Raw genomic sequence first — 15,571 nt, 5'->3', positions numbered from 1 at the left:
CCCGCCCCTCCGCCTAGAATGGGCGGGTGCTCTCGAGACTCAGCGATGCCCTCACCCTGCCCCAGTTCGCCGCCGTCCGCGAGGCCGTCGCGGACGCCTCCTCACCGGGCGGCACCGTCTCGCTGGTGCGAGGGCTGTGGCCTGCGCTGACGGCAGCCACGGCACGCAGCGGCCCGGTGCTCGCCATCACGGCCACCACCCGTGAGGCCGAGGATCTCGCCCGCGCCCTGGGCGACTATCTGCCGGCGGACGCCGTCGCGGTCTTCCCCTCCTGGGAGACGCTGCCGCACGAGCGGCTCTCGCCGCGTTCGGACACCGTGGGCGCCCGCCTCACGGTGCTGCGCCGGATCACGCATCCGGAAGGGGAGGCCACCCCTCTGCAGGTCGTCATCGCGCCGGTGCGGGCCGCACTGCAGCCCCTGGTGAAGGGCCTCGGCGAACTCGAACCGCTCACCCTGGCCGCCGGTGACAGAGCTGACCTCACGGCACTCGCGGAGCGTCTGTCCGCACTCGCGTACTCGCGTGTGGACATGGTCTCCCGGCGCGGCGAGTACGCGGTGCGCGGCGGCATCATCGACGTCTTCCCGCCCACGGCGGAGTCCGCGCTGCGCATCGAGTTCTTCGACGACGAGGTCGAGGAGATCCGCCGCTTCTCCGTGGCGGACCAGCGCTCGCAGCCGGCGGAGCCGGGGGAGACGGTCACGCTCTGGGCGCCGCCGTGCCGGGAGGTCCTGCTCACCCCCGCCGTGCGTCAGCGTGCTGCAGAGCTCGCGAAGACGGTGCCCGCTGCTGCGGACATGCTCACGAAGATCGCCGACGGCACCGCGGTGGAGGGCATGGAGTCCCTCGCCCCGGTGCTGGCGGACGGCATGGAGCCGCTCGTGGCGGTGCTGCCGGCCGGGACCCGGGTGCTCGCGATCGAACCGGAGCGCATCGCCGCCCGGGCCGAGGACCTCGTGCGCACTTCGGAGGAGTTCCTCGCCGCGGCCTGGGAATCCGCCTCGGACGGGGCTCAGGCACCCGTGGACCTCTCCGCCGCCAGCTTCCGGACCCTCGAGCAGACACGCGAAGCCGCGCAGGTCCTCTCACTGCCCTGGTGGGAGATCGGGGGCTTCGCCGCCGACGAGGAGCTCGCGGCCCCCGGCGAGGAGGTCTACACGGTTCCCGCGCGTGAGCCGCGCGGCTACGCCGGTGACGTGGAGGCGATCCTCGCGGACGTGCGCGCACTCGTCCACGACCAGTGGTCCGTGGTGGTCCTCACCGAGGGGCACGGGCCCGGCCAGCGCCTCGTCGAGGTGTTCGCGGAGGCGGATGTGCCCGCCGCGTTCGTCGAGGAGCCGGACTTCGCGGCCGCCGCGCGGGTGGAGGTGGCGACGGCCGCCGGATTCGGCGGGTTCGTCGTCGACGACCTCAGGCTCGCCGTCCTCACGGAGGCGGATGTGCTGGGCAGGGCGTCCGCGGCCTCCACCCGTGACATGCGGAAGCTGCCGGCACGGCGCAGGCGCAACCAGGTGGACCCCCTCAACCTGGCGCCGGGGGACTACGTGGTGCACGAGCAGCACGGCGTGGGCCGGTTCGTGGAGATGATCCAGCGCACCGCCGGACGGGGGAAGGACGCGCACACCCGCGAGTACCTCGTCATCGAATACGCGCCGTCCAAGCGCGGGCAGCCCGGAGACCGCCTGTTCGTCCCCTCCGACTCGCTCGACCAGGTCACCCGCTACGTGGGAGGGGAGAGCCCCGGCCTCAACAAGATGGGCGGGGCGGACTGGGCGAAGACGAAGTCCCGTGCGCGCAAGGCTGTCAAGGAGATCGCAGGCGAACTCGTCCGTCTCTACTCCGCCCGCCAGGCCACCTCGGGCTACGCCTACGGCCCGGACACCCCCTGGCAGCGGGAGCTCGAGGACGCCTTCCACTACGTGGAGACCCCGGACCAGCTCACCACCATCGACGAGGTGAAGGCGGACATGCGCAAGTCCGTGCCCATGGATCGCCTCATCTGCGGCGACGTGGGCTACGGCAAGACCGAGGTGGCCGTCCGCGCCGCCTTCAAGGCGATCCAGGAGGGCAAGCAGGTGGCCGTCCTGGTGCCCACCACACTGCTCGTCCAGCAGCACTTCGAGACCTTCTCCGAACGCTACGCCGGCTTCCCCGTGACGCTGGCCTCCCTCTCGCGCTTCCAGTCCAAGAAGGAGTCCGACCGGGTGGTGGAGGGCCTCGCCGCCGGGACCATCGACCTGGTGATCGGCACGCACCGGCTGCTGTCCGGTTCCGTGAAGTTCAAGGACCTGGGACTCGTCATCATCGACGAGGAGCAGCGGTTCGGCGTGGAGCACAAGGAGACGCTCAAGGCGATGCGCGCGGACGTGGACGTCCTCGCGATGTCCGCCACCCCCATCCCGCGCACGCTGGAGATGGCCGTCACCGGCATCCGCGAGATGTCCACGCTGGCCACTCCGCCGGAGGAGCGCCATCCCGTCCTCACCTACGTGGGCCGCTACGAGGACCGGCAGGTGGCCGCCGCGATCCGGCGCGAGCTCATGCGCGAGGGCCAGGTGTTCTACATCCACAACAAGGTCCAGGACATCGAACGGGTCGCGGGCCACATCGCGGAGCTCGTGCCGGAGGCCCGGATCGGGATCGCCCACGGCAAGATGGGCGAACAGCGCCTCGAACAGGTGATCGTGGACTTCTGGGAGCGGAAGTACGACGTCCTCGTCTGCACCACCATCGTGGAGACGGGCATCGACATCGCCAACGCCAACACGCTCATCATCGACCGGGCGGACCGGTTCGGCCTCTCCCAGCTGCACCAGCTGCGCGGCCGGGTGGGGCGCGGCCGCGAACGCGCCTACGCCTACTTCCTGTTCCCCGGCGACGGCACGCTCACGGAGACGGCGCACGACAGGCTCAAGACCCTCGCCGAGCATTCGGAGCTGGGCGCGGGCATGCAGGTGGCGATGAAGGACCTGGAGATCCGCGGGGCCGGCAACCTGCTGGGCGGCCAGCAGTCCGGTCACATCGAGGGCGTGGGATTCGACCTCTACATCCGCCTCGTGGGCGAGGCCGTAGCCAACTTCCGGGGGGAGGACACCCACGAGGAGCCAGAGATGCGGATCGAGCTGCCGGTGGACGCACACATCCCCACGGACTACGTGGAGCACGAACGGCTGCGGCTGGAGGCCTACCGCAAGCTCGCCGCGGCGTCCGGGGAGGAGCAGATCCAGGAGGTGCTGGCCGAGCTCGCGGACCGCTACGGCCCGCCGCCGGCCTCCGTGGGCGTGCTCGCGGACGTCGCCCGGCTGCGGATCCGGGCGCGGGCCTCGGGCATCACCGACATCGTGATGCAGGGCAACTTCATCCGCTTCGGTCCCGTCGAGGACCTGCCGGACTCGCAGATCGCCCGGCTCAGGCGCATGTACCCCAAGTCGCTCATCAAGCCCGCCGTGCGCTCCCTGCTGGTACCCAAGCCGGTGGCCGGCAACGGCTTCGACCGGCGGGAGGTCGTCGACTCGGACATCCTCACCTGGGCGCGGTCCTTCCTCGATGCGATCCTCCCGGAGCCGGAGATCGTGCAGGGCACCGAGGTCCCGGCCACGACCGCCGGATCTGCGGGTGGTGCCGGCGCTGCGGGCACAACCGGGTCCGCGCGCGGGAACCGCTGATGGATCCGCGGGACACGCGCGAGCCGTGGCCCCGTCCGGACACGGACGGGATGAGCCTCACCGGGATCATGGCGTTCGTCCGGGCCCGCTGTCCGTGGGCCTCAGCGCACACGCACGCCACGCTCGCGCGGTATCTCGTGGAGGAGTCGGCGGAGCTCCTGGCCGCGGAGGAGCAGCTGTACGCGGAGGGGCAGCTCCGCGAACCGGGTGCCGAGGCCGGCCCCGGGCAGGCCCAGCGCGTCGACGCGGTGGAGGGCGAGATCGCCGATCTCCTCTACCAGGTGCTGTTCCACTCCGCGCTGCTGGACGATCACGGCGGACGCGCGCCCGGTGAGACCTTCGAACGGGTGGAGCGGAGACTCGCGGCCAAGCTGGTGCGCAGGCACCCGCACGTCTTCGAGTCCGCGCATCCCGTACCGCTCGACCGGGTGCAGGCGGCCTACAGTGCTGTCAAGGCAGAGGAGAAGCGGACGGGGGCCTCGGCCCCGGAACCGCCCCGCGCCGCGGGAGAGCGGGCCGTCGGGCTGATGCGGCGGGCGCTCGGGGCGGCCGAGCACAAGCTCCTCGGCACACCTGAGACGGACCACGGACCGGACCGCACCACCCGCACCGCAGAGGAGGACGGATGACGACGACACCGGGCACACGGACGCCGGACGCGCACGCACGGGAGGAGGCCGCGCCGGTGGGGGCCGGCACCCACCTCGCCCCGCGCATACCCGTGCAGGGGACCTTCAACTTCCGCGACCTGGGCGGGTACCGCACCGCCGACGGCGGGCGCATCGCCGCAGGCCGCCTCTTCCGGGCGGACGGCCTCGGCAGGCTCGACGCCAGCTCCCACTCGCTCATGGCCGAACTCGGGATCCGCAGCGTCGTGGACCTGCGGGAGGAGCGCGAGGTCGCACGCATTCCGGATGTCCTGGGGAGCGAGGCGTTCTCGTACGCACACGTCCCCCTCCTCGGCAATCGCTTCATGCCGCTGGACCCGCAGAGCCCGCGGCGGCTCACCCTCTCCGAGCATTCCCTGCCCGGCCTCTACCGGGCCATGATCGACACGGCGGGCGCGGCGTTCGTGGACGTCGTCAGCCGGCTCGCGGCGCATGAGGAGGGAGCCGTCGTGTTCCACTGCTCCGCAGGCAAGGACCGCACCGGCATGATCGCGGCCTTCGTCCTCACCCTGGCCGGTGTGCCGCGTGACGACGTCATCGCCGACTACGCGCTCACCGAGCGGTACCTGGGCGAGGACTTCCTCCGCGCGCTGGGACGCAACGTCGCCAGCGCGGGAGTCTCCGAGACCGGGATCAGCGCCACGGCGGCCCGGCCCGAGTGGATGGCGGACGTCCTCGATCGGCTCGACCGCGAGTTCGACGGGGTCGAGGGATATCTGGCCCATCACGGCCTGGGGGAGGACGTCACCGGCCGGCTGCGTCGGACGCTCGTGAGCCGGGAGGACTGAGCCGCTCCGGCCGGGCAGCCGGCGCAGGGGCACCGGCGGTCCGATGCGAGGCGGCCCCGTCCTGATGTGAGGCGGTCCCGGCGTGCGCGATCCGGCGCAGCAGGATCAGCCAGACGAGTAGTGCGAGCACGAGGCCGCCCGTGTAGGTCAGCAGGCCGGCGGGATGGGTCGTGGCGGTCTGCTGGATGAACCTGTCCGGGAGGAGCGCTGCGAAGGCGAAGGCGATGAGCGTGCCCGCGTAGCTGCCGATCATGTTGCCCGCATGGCCGCGCCGGTCGCCCCGCCGTATCCGCCACACGCCCAGTGACACCGTGCAGAGCGTGAACACCGCGAGCACGTGGAAGAACGAAACGCCGTGGTCGTAGATGAAGAGGCCGGAGACGCAGGTGGCGTACATGAGCGCGACCCACGAACGGCCGAGCAGGCGATGGAAGCGGTCCCGGCGGCGCCGGAGCATGTTCACGGGCCCGAGCAGGAGCACCGCGAGAGCGGCGGAGGCGTGGGAGACGATGAGCACGGTCTGGAGTCCCATACCTCCATCAGATAGTGTCGCTACCCGAGCCTGCAACGTGGACAGCAGCGGGGAGGATCCCTATCCAACCTCCTGGCGGCAGCCGTCACCGGCTCGGCCCCGCAGGCGGACAGTCCGGCGGGCGGGCAGCGAGGGCCCGCGGCGGGAGACGCGAGGAGGCAGGATGAAGCTCAGCGAACTCGCCGCGGCGGCGGACACCACCACCGCAAGCGTGAAGTTCTACATCCGGGAGGGGCTCCTGCCGCCGGGCGAGAAGCGGAACCAGACCACGGCGGTCTACGGCCGGCCCCACCTCGAGCGCCTCGAACTCATCCTGGGCCTGCGCCGGCACATCGGCTCCTCACTGGAGACGATTCGCGCGCTCACGGAGGTCATCGACGATCCGGAGGCCGGAGACCTGGCGGTGATGGAGGCGGCGCAGACGCTCGCCGTCGGAGAGCGCAGGCCTCCGGAGGGGCGCGCCGAGGCCTCGGGCGGGGGAGACGGTCGCGAGGCCCTCCGGGACGTCATGGAGACGCAGGGGTGGCCCGATGCCGCGAGTGCGGCCCGTGCCGCCGTGGAGGAGAGGATCGCGCGGTCCGCGGCGGTGGGCATCGAGTGGCGGACGGACACGCTCCGCACGATCGCGGACGCGGTCGGACGGATCGGCACGCTCGGCCTGGACATGACGGGTTCGCGAGACCGGACCGCCCTCGGGGTCGCGGTGGGCACGTACGAGCTCTCGCGGCTCGTGGTGGACATGCTGCGGCTGGCGCAGACCTCGGAGAGCATCAGCCGGCTCTCCGGCGGACGGCCTACCGGGCCGGAGTGAGGCGGGGAGGGCTGGAGGCCGCTCGTGCACTAGGGTTGTGGGCGTCCGCATGCCCACGCGGCTGTTGACGCATTCTTGAAGCCGGAGAGCACGCGCAGAGCGTGCGCGCGCCGCTGTGCGTGTGATGACAGAAGGAGAGCTCGTGGCAGAGATCATCGCCGCTAACGCACGGGAGATCCTCGACTCCCGTGGAAACCCCACCGTCGAGGTCGAGGTGCTCCTCGAAGACGGCGCCACGGCACGCGCGGGCGTGCCGTCCGGTGCCTCGACCGGTGAGTTCGAGGCCGTCGAGAACCGTGACGGCGATCCGGAGCGGTACCTGGGCAAGGGCGTGCTGGGTGCCGTCGAGTCCGTGGTCGACGAGATCAACGAGGCGATCGCCGGCATCGACGCGGACGAGCAGCGCATCGTCGACGACGTCCTCATCGACCTGGACGGCACGGAGAACAAGTCCCGGCTGGGTGCGAACGCGATCCTCGGCGTCTCCCTTGCGGTGGCGCGTGCGGCCGCGACGTCCGCGGACCTGCTGCTCTTCCGGTACCTGGGCGGCCCCAACAGCCACCTCATGCCGGTGCCCATGATGAACATCCTCAACGGCGGCTCCCATGCGGACTCCAACGTGGACATCCAGGAGTTCATGATCGCGCCCATCGGGGCGGCCTCCTTCAGCGAGGCACTGCAGTGGGGCGCGGAGGTCTACCACTCCCTGAAGAAGGTGCTGGCGGAGCGCGGGCTCTCGACCGGCCTCGGCGACGAGGGCGGCTTCGCCCCCAACCTGGAGTCCAATGCCGAGGCGCTGGATCTCATCCTCACCGCCATCGAGGCAGCGGGACGCATCCCCGGCAAGGAGATCGCGCTCGCCCTCGACGTCGCCTCCTCCGAGTTCCACTCCGAGGCCGGCTACAGCTTCGAGGGGCAGACCCGCACCGCCGAGCAGATGACGGACTACTACGCGGACCTCGTCGCGAAGTACCCGCTGGTCTCCATCGAGGATCCGCTCGACGAGAACGACTGGGACGGCTGGGTCACCCTCACGGAGCGGCTGGGGGACAAGGTGCAGATCGTGGGCGACGACCTCTTCGTCACGAACCCGGATCGTCTGCGCCGCGGCATCGAGTCCGGTGCCGCGAACTCGCTGCTCGTGAAGGTCAACCAGATCGGCACGCTCACGGAGACGTTCGAGGCGGTGCGCCTGGCACAGTCCAATGGCTACACGGCGATGATCTCGCACCGCTCCGGTGAGACCGAGGACACCACGATCGCCGACCTCTCCGTGGCTCTGAACGCCGGCCAGATCAAGACCGGTGCGCCCGCCCGCTCGGAGCGCGTGGCGAAGTACAACCAGCTCCTGCGCATCGAGGACTGGCTGGGCGATGCCGCGCGGTACGCGGGCCGTTCCGCGTTCCCCCGCTTCCAGGGCTGACACGCCGGGACCTTCGGAATCCGGGCGGAGTCTCGTCCCGGGGTGAGGGCCGGCGGGCGGACACGCCGGGACCTTCGGAATCCGGGCGGAGCGACAGGGGGCGCGGCACACTGGAGTGTGCCGCGCCCCTTCCCCCGTTCCGCGGCCCGAGGTGACGGATGAGCAGACGCAGCGACAAGAGCCGGCCGGAACGCGGTCCCGGACGCAGCGGTTCCGGAGCGCGCCGCAGCTCCGCCCGCGGGTGGAGCCCGGGTTCGTCGATCCTCGATCCGGACGCCGCCGACGCCACCGCTGCAGGCCGCCGCTTCACCTACCGCTCCGCGGTCATCCTCGGAGCGGTCCTCCTCGTCGCCGCGGGGCTGCTTAAGCCCATCGGCACGGGCCTGTCGCAGATGCAGCAGGTCGCCGCGCTGGAGGCGGACATCGAGTCGACGCAGGGCGAGGTGGAGCACCTGCGGGCGGAGCGGGAGAAGCTCGACGACCCCGCCCACATCGAACGCCTGGCCCGCGAGAGGATGGGCTATGTGCGCGAAGGGGAGAATGCCTATATCGTCGTCGGCGGCGGCGCGGACGGGAACGCATCGTCCACCTCGCAGGCAGGGGCGTCCAGTGAGGCGCGCGCACGCCCCTGGTACATCGAACTCGTCGACTCCCTGCGCGCGGTCGGCTACGCATACGAGGAGGACCGGTGATCACCCCCTGCACCGACGCTGACCGCGAGCGCATCCGCGAGCAACTGGGCCGGATGCCGCGGGGTGTGGTGGGAGTCGCGGCCCGCGCCGCCGGCACCGGCGAGCCCCTCGTGGTCGCGACCGCGCCCCGGCTCGAGGACGGCACGCCGTTCCCCACCACCTACTACCTCACGCACCCGGAGATCGTCGCCGAATGCTCCCGGATGGAGGCCAACGGCGTGATGGCGGAGTTCACCGAGAGGCTCGCCGCGGATGCGGACCTCCGCGCAGCCTATGCCGAGGCCCACCGCGCCTATCTCGCCGACCGCTCCCGGGTGGGCGCGGAGGCCGGTCTGGCCGAGGTGACGGAGATCGAGGACTTCTCCGCGGGCGGCATGCCCACCCGGGTGAAGTGCCTCCACGCGCTGGTGGGCCACAGCCTCGCCGCCGGTCCGGGCACCAACCCGGTGGGTGATGAGGCGCTCGCGCGCATGAGCGGGGTGCCGCTCACGGAGGCCTTCGCCGCGCATCTCGCATCGGCAGGTGCATCGGGGAACGCGGGCACGGAGGACTCCGCCGTCACACCGGGGGCCGACCGCCCTGCGGGCACGGTCCGCACCGCCGCCTTCGACTGCGGCACCAACTCCCTGCGTCTGCTGGTGGCGGACGTCGCTCCCGACGGCACGCTCACGGAGCTGGCCCGCGAGATGCGTGTGGTGCGCCTGGGTCAGGGCGTGGACGCCACCGGCGAGTTCGCCCCGGAGGCCCTCGAACGCACCTTCGCCGTGTGCGAGGAGTACGCGGAGATCGTCGCGGGCCTGCGCCCGGACCGGCAGCGGTTCGTGGCGACCTCGGCCAGCCGCGACGTGAGCAATCGGGACGTGTTCGCCGCCGGCGTCCGGGAGCGGCTCGGCATCGCGCCGGAGGTCATCGAGGGCGTGGAGGAGGCCGCGCTGTCGTTCCGCGGAGCCACCGCGGGTCTCGACGCGACCGGCCCTCATCTCGTCATGGACCTCGGCGGAGGTTCGACGGAGCTGGTGCTGGGCTCCGGCGAGGTCGCCGGAGCCCACTCCATGAACATCGGGTGCGTGCGCCTCTTCGAGCGCTGGGTGCGCAGCGACCCGCCGGCGGAGGCGGAGCTCGGCTCGCTGCGCGCGGACGTGGACCAGGCATTCGCGGAGGCGTCCGCGCACGTCGACGTCTCCGCCGCGCGCACCCTCGTGGGAGTGGCCGGCACCATCACCACGCTCGCGGCGGCTGCGCTGGAGCTCGACGAGTACGACCGCGAGGCGATCCACGGGAGCGCTCTCACCCGGACGCAGATCGTGGAGACGGCGGACCGCCTCAGCGCGATGACCGCGGACGAGCGCCGGGCGCTGCCGTACATGCATCCCGGTCGTGCGGACGTGATCGCCGCGGGCGCGCAGGTGTTCTCCCGGCTGGTGGAGCTCATCGACGACGCGGTCTCCGGCGGCGGGGGCACCCTGGAGATCCGGGTGAGCGAGTCCGACATCCTCGACGGGATCGCGCTGGGCCTGGCCTCGCCCGAGGCCGCGGGCACATCCGCGGATCCTGCCGCCTCCGCGAGCTGACCGTCGCCATGGAGCCACGAGGGCACCGGCGCGAGCGGCGCAGGCGTCTGCGCACGCGGATCCTCCGCATCGCCGCGGTCGTCGCCGCCCTCGGAATGATCGCCGTCTACGTGTTCGGCGGTGCCGCGGGCGCGGCACCCGCCCAGGCGGCCCCGGACGACGTGCCGGAGCCCGGCCCCGGGCAGTGGTTCCTTGAGGACTACGGCATCCCGGAGATGTGGGAGACCACCCAGGGCGAGGGCGTCACGGTCGCGGTCATCGACTCCGGGGTGAAGGACGACCACGAGAACCTCACCGGCAGGGTCACCGCCTCCAAGGACTTCTCCGGTTCCGGTCACGACGGCACCGTGCCCGTGGGGCCGGACGAGATCATCCACCACGGGACGGCCGTGGCCGGGGTGATCGCCGGCAACGGCACGGGCGCGGGACCGGTGGGCGTCGCGCCGCAGTCGAAGATCGCGGCGGCCTCCGTCTGGCTGGGTGCCGGCGGCCCTTCGGACGCGGAGTCCACCCGCACGCAGGCCCAGCAGGCGCTGGACTGGGCGATCGACTCCGGCGCCTCCGTCGTCAACATGTCCCTGGGCTGGAACGACCCCGCCTGGCCCGAATCCTGGGACGAGACCTTCGCCCGGGCCTATGCGGAGGACGTCGTCGTCATCGCCTGCGTGGGGAACCGCTCGCAGGGAGCCACGCAGGCGTGGTCCCCCGCGACCGTCCCGGGTGTGGTGGGGGTAGGCGGTCTCGCCCGCTCCGGCGAGGTGCGCCAGTCCTCCTCGGCGCCGGGCACCGCGGTGGACCTCATGGGACCGGCCGAGGGCATCCCCGTCCCGTTCTACGACGGCGGCTACGGCACGGCGGACGGCTGTTCGTTCGCGGCACCCGTCGTCTCCGGGGTCGTGGCGTTGCTGCGCTCCGCGCACCCGGAGATGAGCGCGGACGAGGTGGTCGCCGCGCTGGAGCAGACCGCCGGTGCGGTGAAGGGCCACGACGGCCGGAGCACCGCGGACGCCCCGGACCCGGAGGTGGGCTGGGGGAGGATCGACCCCCCGGCGGCACTGAACTGGGAACCGTCCGGTGAGACGGCCTCGGCCGCGGACGAGCTGGCGGACTGGGTGCGCATGCACAGGAGGGCGGCCGACGACGAGGCACAGGCGGGCGAGGAGACCGCCTCCCCGGACTCGGGCGGGGGACCGGGCGCGTCCGAGGACGCGGAGCAGGCGCCCGTCGCCGTGGGCGGGACCGTGCCGCCCGCCCGGCTGGGGCCTGTGGTGCTGGTGGCCGGCGGGCTCGTCTCCCTGGGCCTTCTCATCGCGGCCGGTGTGGGTCTCCTGCGGATCCGGCGGAGGTCCCGGGACGGCTAGTGAAAGTTTTCACAAGGGCCTAGGATGAGGGCATGGCTCTCATTCGAAACAACGCTCTGCGTCCTCGCATCCTCATCGTCGGCGGCGGCTACCTGGGCCTCGTGGTGGCCCAGAACCTCCTCAGCGACCTGGGTCGGGGTGAGGCCACGGTCACCGTGGTGGACCCCAACCCGTACATGACCTACCAGCCGTTCCTGCCGGAGGTCGCCGGCGGCAACATCGAGGCGCGTCACGCCGTCGTGCCGCTGCGCCGCAACCTCCGCGGTGCGGAGGTCATCACCGGCTCCGTGGCCTCGATCAACCACGAGAAGAAGTTCGTCGTCATCGAGCAGGACGGCGACGAGCCCTTCGAGCTCGACTACGACCAGATCGTCCTCGCAGCGGGCTCCGTGCCGCGCACGCTGCCGATCCCCGGGCTGGCCGAGGAGGCCATCGGCCTCAAGCGGATCGAGGAGGCCGTGGCTCTGCGCGACCACGTGCTGGGCCGCATCGCCGAGGCCTCGCTCATGGAGGACGACGCCGAGCGCCGCAAGGCCCTGACCTACGTGTTCGTGGGCGGCGGCTTCGCCGGCATCGAGTCGCTCGCTGAGCTCGAGGACCTCGCGCGCGCCGCCGTGGCCCAGTACGACACGCTCACGGAGGCCGACCTCCGCTTCGTCCTCGTCGAGGCGATGGGCCGGGTCATGCCGGAGGTGGGCGAGGCCCAGGCCCGCTGGGTGGTGGACCACCTGCGCGAGCGCGGCATCGACGTCTACCTCGAGACCTTCCTCCAGGACTGCACGGACAAGCACATCAAGCTGTCCAACGGCGAGGAGTTCGACGCGGACACCATAGTCTGGAACGCCGGCGTCAAGGCCAACCCGGTCCTGGTCGACTCCGATCTCCCGCTCGACGAGCGCGGCCGGGTGACGGTGCGTGCGGATCTGCGCGTGGAGAGCGAAGAGGGCGTCGTCGAGGGCGCCTGGGCCGCCGGCGACAACGCGGCGGTCCCGGATCTCTCCGGCGAAGGACCCGGCGGCTTCTGCGTCCCCAACGCGCAGCACGCCGTCCGCCAGGCTCCGGTGCTCGCGAAGAACCTGCTCGCCGCCATGCGCGGGGAGTCCGAATTCACCCAGTACTTCCACAAGTCGCTGGGTGCGGTCGCGGGCATGGGCCTGTACAAGGGCGTGAGCCAGATGGGCAGCTTCGAGGCCCGCGGCGTGCTCGCCTGGCTCATGCACCGCGGCTACCACGGCTACGCGATCCCCACGCTGGACCGCAAGGTGCGCGTGTTCGCGAACTGGGGCCTCAACCTGGTCCTGGGCCGCGACGTCACCCCGCTCAAGGATCTCGACGTCCCGCGCAAGGCCTTCGTGGAGGCCGCGCACTCCAAGCCCGCTCCCAAGAAGGAGCCCGCCAAGGCGTGAGCGTTCCACTGAGGTGCACGTGCAGAGGCGCGTGCACCGATGTGGGAGAGCTGAGGCGCGCGTGCCGGTGACGGCGCGATGAGCAGAGGGCCCTGGACCGCAGACATGCGGGACGGGGCCCTCCGCTCGTTCCCGGGCGCGGGACGCTGTGTGAAGCGGGGCGCTGTGTGAGGCAGGACGCCCTGTGGGGCGGGGCGCGGCGGGAGGCCTCGGCGCAGGCGGCGGGAGGCGTGTGCGCATCGCCGCGTTCGCCCCCGAACTGAGGTCACCCTTACCATGGAGGTGAGAGAGCCGCCGGCGGTGCCGCCCGGCAGCCGGGCGGCGAGTGGACTCGCACTCCGGTCGACGCGCCGGGGGAGTGGGAGGTGAGATGGACCCGAGCTCCTGGAACATGCCCTTCGCGGTGGTGTGGCTCATCATGTACGGCATCGTGCTGGTGCGTGCCGGCGGCACCTATGCGCTGGGGCGCCTGGCACGGGGCGGCCTCTCGCGGTCCCGGAGGGTGCGGCGGATGCTGGAGTCCCAGCGCTACGCCGCGGCCGAGGCCAGGGTGGGCCGCTGGGGCGCGCCTGTCGTGGCGCTGAGCTTCCTCACGGTGGGCTTCCAGACGGTGGCCAATCTGGCGGCCGGCACCGTGCGGATGCCGTTCCTCCGCTACCTGCCCGCGCTGGCACTGGGCGGCGCCGCCTGGGCGACGGTCTACTCGCTGGTGGGCTTCGCCGGGTTCGCGGCGGTGCTCTACGCCTATGAACGCGCACCCGCCGCCACGGTGGGCGTGGCGGCGGCAGCGGCCGCAGCCGTGGTGCTGATCCTGCTGATCCCTTCGCGCCGGGGTGAGGAGAAGGCGGAGCGGCGGCCCGAGGGCGCTGAGGCGAGCGGCGGCACCACACGCTAGGCTGAGCCTGCCCCCTATAGCCCAATCGGCAGAGGCAGTCGACTTAAAATCGATTCAGTGTGAGTTCGAATCTCACTGGGGGGACATGGAGCAGGGTCCTCGCCTGCATGAACGTGAGGCGAGGGGTGCGGTCGGCGTCCGAGGGCCCGCCATTGTGTGACGTGCCGTCCTTGTGCCTCAGGACTTCACGAGCCTGCGGATCGCGTCCGCGGCCTCCGTGACCTTCTCATCCGCAGAGCCTGCGCGTGCGGCGTCCACGACGCAGTGTGCGAGGTGATCCTCCAGGAGCGCCAGGGCCACGTTCTCCAGGCCGGAGGTCGTCGCGCTGACCTGGGTGAGGATGTCGATGCAGTACTTGTCCTCGTCGATCATGCGTGCCAGGCCGCGCACCTGTCCTTCGATGCGCTTGAGGCGAGCCTGCAGCCGTGCCTTGTCCCCGGAGTAGCCGTGCGTGTGGCCCTGCTCCTCGCAGGAGTCTGCGCCGTCCGTGTGCGCCGCTGCAGTACTCGTCGCGTCCGTGTCTGTGCTCATGCGGTGATCCTCTCATCCCCAGCTCCCGCGCGCTCCTCTTCCCCTCTGGCCGCATGGGAACGGGTGCGTGCATGCCTGTAGTCGAAATAATACCCCTAGGGGGTAATGGCTGCCAGGGTGTCCGCGGCCTCGGGCGAGGTGAGCGGCGTCACGGCGGGGGCGGTGCGTGCGGACTAGGATCGTCCCGGACCGCCCGGCCTCACCGGGTGGTGAGGAGGGAGACGGCATGACGGAGGCGGACGCACGCAGGACCCTGGTGGTGGCAGGCGGCGGTGCCGCGGGCAGGGCGGCCGCAGCGGCGCTCGTCGCGGCTCTCGGCCCTCACGATCCGCAGGAGGTGAGCTCGGCGGTCCCGCGGCCGGAGGACGAGCGCCCCTGGCGCGTTCTGCATCTCACCGGGCCGGAGGGGGAGGCCGTCGACCGGACGATGGTCGACAAGGCCGTCATGACCGGACGGCTGACCCCGGAGAAGGCGGCAGCCCTCCGCCCTCCGCTCGCAGGTGCCGAGACCTCCGCCGCCCGCCTGGTGCGCGTGGACATCGCGGGGACACCGGCGGACCAATCCGGCTCAGGCCCGTGCCCGGCACCGCGAGAGCGCCCCGGCAGCGCGGTGCGTGCGGACACGGCACCGCTGCTGCGCCTCACCCTCGAGAGCGGCGCGGAACTGGAGGCCGCCGCTCTCATCGTCGCGACCGGTTCCGCCCCGCATCAGCTCGAGGTGCCGGGCGCCGGAGCGTGGCGGTCCGCCGGCCGTCTCAGCTCGCTGCACACCGTCGAGGACGCCGTGCGGATCCGCGCCCTCGTCGCCGGTGCCCAGCGCCGGGACAGCTCCCCTGCGAACCGTCCGCTCCGCGTCGTGGTCTCCGGCACCGGTCTCGTGGGGGCCGAGGCCGCGAGCCTGCTGCGCGAGGCCGGCTGCGCGGTGACCCTCGTCGCCCGCTCCGTCCTGCCGGCCGCCCGGTCCCTGGGAGAGCCCGTCGCCCGTCGCCTGGCCTCTCTGCACTCTGCGGCGGTCGACGCCCGCTGGGGCGTGAGGATCACGGAGCTGGGGTCCGTGCCGACTGCGGCCGGCGGCCCCGGTGCGGTCCTCCTCTCCGACGGCACGCAGGTGGCGGCCGACCTCGTCGTCGCGGCGCACGGCTCCGTGCCCGCCCCGCCCGCCGGGCTGCGTGCGGGGGACTCCGCAGAGGCCATGGGCGCGGACGGCCCGGCAGTGCCCGGGTGGGGG

The 15,571-nt window shown here is 72.1% G+C and carries 13 protein-coding genes and 1 tRNA gene; 12 read left to right on the top strand and 2 right to left on the bottom strand.

Features of this window, described 5'->3' with window-relative positions; translation table 11 throughout:
- The first annotated feature begins 26 nt into the window (after positions 1–26).
- The 3 genes from mfd to Q0A33_RS06000 are packed head-to-tail and all read left to right on the top strand — an operon-like array spanning position 27 to position 5,121.
- Complete coding sequence (mfd, locus tag Q0A33_RS06010) at positions 27–3,665, top strand: transcription-repair coupling factor (RefSeq protein WP_291794440.1); 3,639 nt, start codon at positions 27–29, stop codon at positions 3,663–3,665.
- Positions 3,665–4,294 (top strand): MazG nucleotide pyrophosphohydrolase domain-containing protein, encoded by a 630-nt coding sequence (locus Q0A33_RS06005; RefSeq protein WP_291794438.1) that lies wholly within the window; start codon positions 3,665–3,667, stop codon positions 4,292–4,294. Before mfd ends, Q0A33_RS06005 begins: the two co-directional genes overlap by 1 nt.
- Positions 4,291–5,121, top strand: a complete 831-nt coding sequence (locus Q0A33_RS06000) for a tyrosine-protein phosphatase (protein WP_291794437.1) — start codon at positions 4,291–4,293, stop codon at positions 5,119–5,121. The genes Q0A33_RS06005 and Q0A33_RS06000 overlap by 4 nt, the downstream gene beginning before the upstream one ends.
- Here the strand turns inward: Q0A33_RS06000 and Q0A33_RS05995 are convergent.
- The gene (locus tag Q0A33_RS05995) at positions 5,078–5,653 is read right to left on the bottom strand and encodes a DUF2306 domain-containing protein (protein ID WP_291794435.1); all 576 of its coding nucleotides are present in this window, start codon (positions 5,651–5,653) and stop codon (positions 5,078–5,080) included. The two genes, Q0A33_RS06000 and Q0A33_RS05995, sit on opposite strands and share 44 nt — an antisense overlap.
- Before the next feature lie 163 nt (positions 5,654–5,816).
- Here Q0A33_RS05995 and Q0A33_RS05990 point away from each other — a divergent pair, with 163 nt between their 5' ends.
- The 8 genes from Q0A33_RS05990 to Q0A33_RS05955 all read left to right on the top strand — a co-directional run bounded on the left by Q0A33_RS05990 (position 5,817) and on the right by Q0A33_RS05955 (position 13,896).
- The gene (locus tag Q0A33_RS05990) at positions 5,817–6,464 is read left to right on the top strand and encodes a MerR family transcriptional regulator (protein ID WP_291794433.1); all 648 of its coding nucleotides are present in this window, start codon (positions 5,817–5,819) and stop codon (positions 6,462–6,464) included.
- A 142-nt stretch (positions 6,465–6,606) separates the two neighbouring features.
- Complete coding sequence (eno, locus tag Q0A33_RS05985; RefSeq protein WP_291794430.1) at positions 6,607–7,887, top strand: phosphopyruvate hydratase; 1,281 nt, start codon at positions 6,607–6,609, stop codon at positions 7,885–7,887.
- 158 nt (positions 7,888–8,045) lie between these two features.
- Positions 8,046–8,579, top strand: a complete 534-nt coding sequence (locus Q0A33_RS05980; RefSeq protein WP_291794428.1) for a septum formation initiator family protein — start codon at positions 8,046–8,048, stop codon at positions 8,577–8,579.
- Positions 8,576–10,150: a DUF501 domain-containing protein gene (locus Q0A33_RS05975; protein WP_291794426.1), complete on the top strand. Its 1,575-nt coding sequence runs from the start codon at positions 8,576–8,578 to the stop codon at positions 10,148–10,150. Before Q0A33_RS05980 ends, Q0A33_RS05975 begins: the two co-directional genes overlap by 4 nt.
- A gap of 8 nt (positions 10,151–10,158) precedes the next feature.
- The gene (locus tag Q0A33_RS05970; RefSeq protein WP_291794424.1) at positions 10,159–11,511 is read left to right on the top strand and encodes a S8 family serine peptidase; all 1,353 of its coding nucleotides are present in this window, start codon (positions 10,159–10,161) and stop codon (positions 11,509–11,511) included.
- Positions 11,512–11,543: 32 nt separating this feature from the next.
- Positions 11,544–12,917, top strand: coding sequence for an NAD(P)/FAD-dependent oxidoreductase (locus tag Q0A33_RS05965; protein ID WP_291794422.1), 1,374 nt, complete (start codon positions 11,544–11,546; stop codon positions 12,915–12,917).
- Between the two features lie 370 nt (positions 12,918–13,287).
- Positions 13,288–13,812 carry a VTT domain-containing protein gene (locus Q0A33_RS05960; protein WP_291794420.1) on the top strand — a complete coding sequence of 175 codons (525 nt, stop codon included), beginning with the start codon at positions 13,288–13,290 and terminating at the stop codon, positions 13,810–13,812.
- 10 nt (positions 13,813–13,822) lie between these two features.
- Positions 13,823–13,896 (top strand) — tRNA-Leu (locus Q0A33_RS05955).
- 93 nt (positions 13,897–13,989) lie between these two features.
- Here Q0A33_RS05955 and Q0A33_RS05950 read toward each other — a convergent pair.
- Complete coding sequence (locus Q0A33_RS05950) at positions 13,990–14,343, bottom strand: metal-sensitive transcriptional regulator (RefSeq protein WP_291794419.1); 354 nt, start codon at positions 14,341–14,343, stop codon at positions 13,990–13,992.
- A gap of 226 nt (positions 14,344–14,569) precedes the next feature.
- On the opposite strand from Q0A33_RS05950, the gene Q0A33_RS05945 reads away from it, so the two are divergent.
- Positions 14,570–15,571, top strand: a 1,002-nt coding sequence (locus Q0A33_RS05945; RefSeq protein WP_291794417.1) for an FAD-dependent oxidoreductase, incomplete at its 3' end; no start/stop codon positions are given.

It is taken from the genome of Brevibacterium sp. (assembly GCF_022712115.1).
Classification (GTDB): Bacteria; Actinomycetota; Actinomycetes; order Actinomycetales; family Brevibacteriaceae; genus Brevibacterium; species Brevibacterium salitolerans.
The sequence above is the reverse complement of the archived record's forward strand: the minus strand, read 5'-3'. Positions and strand labels throughout refer to the sequence as shown.

Bases quoted from the DNA above. Each gene is read 5' to 3' on its own strand.
- Q0A33_RS06005 (WP_291794438.1), top strand. From the start codon at position 3,665: ATGGATCCGCGGGACACGCGCGAGCCGTGGCCCCGTCCGGACACGGAC.
- Q0A33_RS06000 (WP_291794437.1), top strand. From the start codon at position 4,291: ATGACGACGACACCGGGCACACGGACGCCGGACGCGCACGCACGGGAG.
- Q0A33_RS05995 (WP_291794435.1), bottom strand. From the start codon at position 5,653: ATGGGACTCCAGACCGTGCTCATCGTCTCCCACGCCTCCGCCGCTCTC.
- Q0A33_RS05990 (WP_291794433.1), top strand. From the start codon at position 5,817: ATGAAGCTCAGCGAACTCGCCGCGGCGGCGGACACCACCACCGCAAGC.
- Q0A33_RS05980 (WP_291794428.1), top strand. From the start codon at position 8,046: ATGAGCAGACGCAGCGACAAGAGCCGGCCGGAACGCGGTCCCGGACGC.
- Q0A33_RS05970 (WP_291794424.1), top strand. From the start codon at position 10,159: ATGGAGCCACGAGGGCACCGGCGCGAGCGGCGCAGGCGTCTGCGCACG.
- Q0A33_RS05965 (WP_291794422.1), top strand. From the start codon at position 11,544: ATGGCTCTCATTCGAAACAACGCTCTGCGTCCTCGCATCCTCATCGTC.
- Q0A33_RS05960 (WP_291794420.1), top strand. From the start codon at position 13,288: ATGGACCCGAGCTCCTGGAACATGCCCTTCGCGGTGGTGTGGCTCATC.
- Q0A33_RS05950 (WP_291794419.1), bottom strand. From the start codon at position 14,343: ATGAGCACAGACACGGACGCGACGAGTACTGCAGCGGCGCACACGGAC.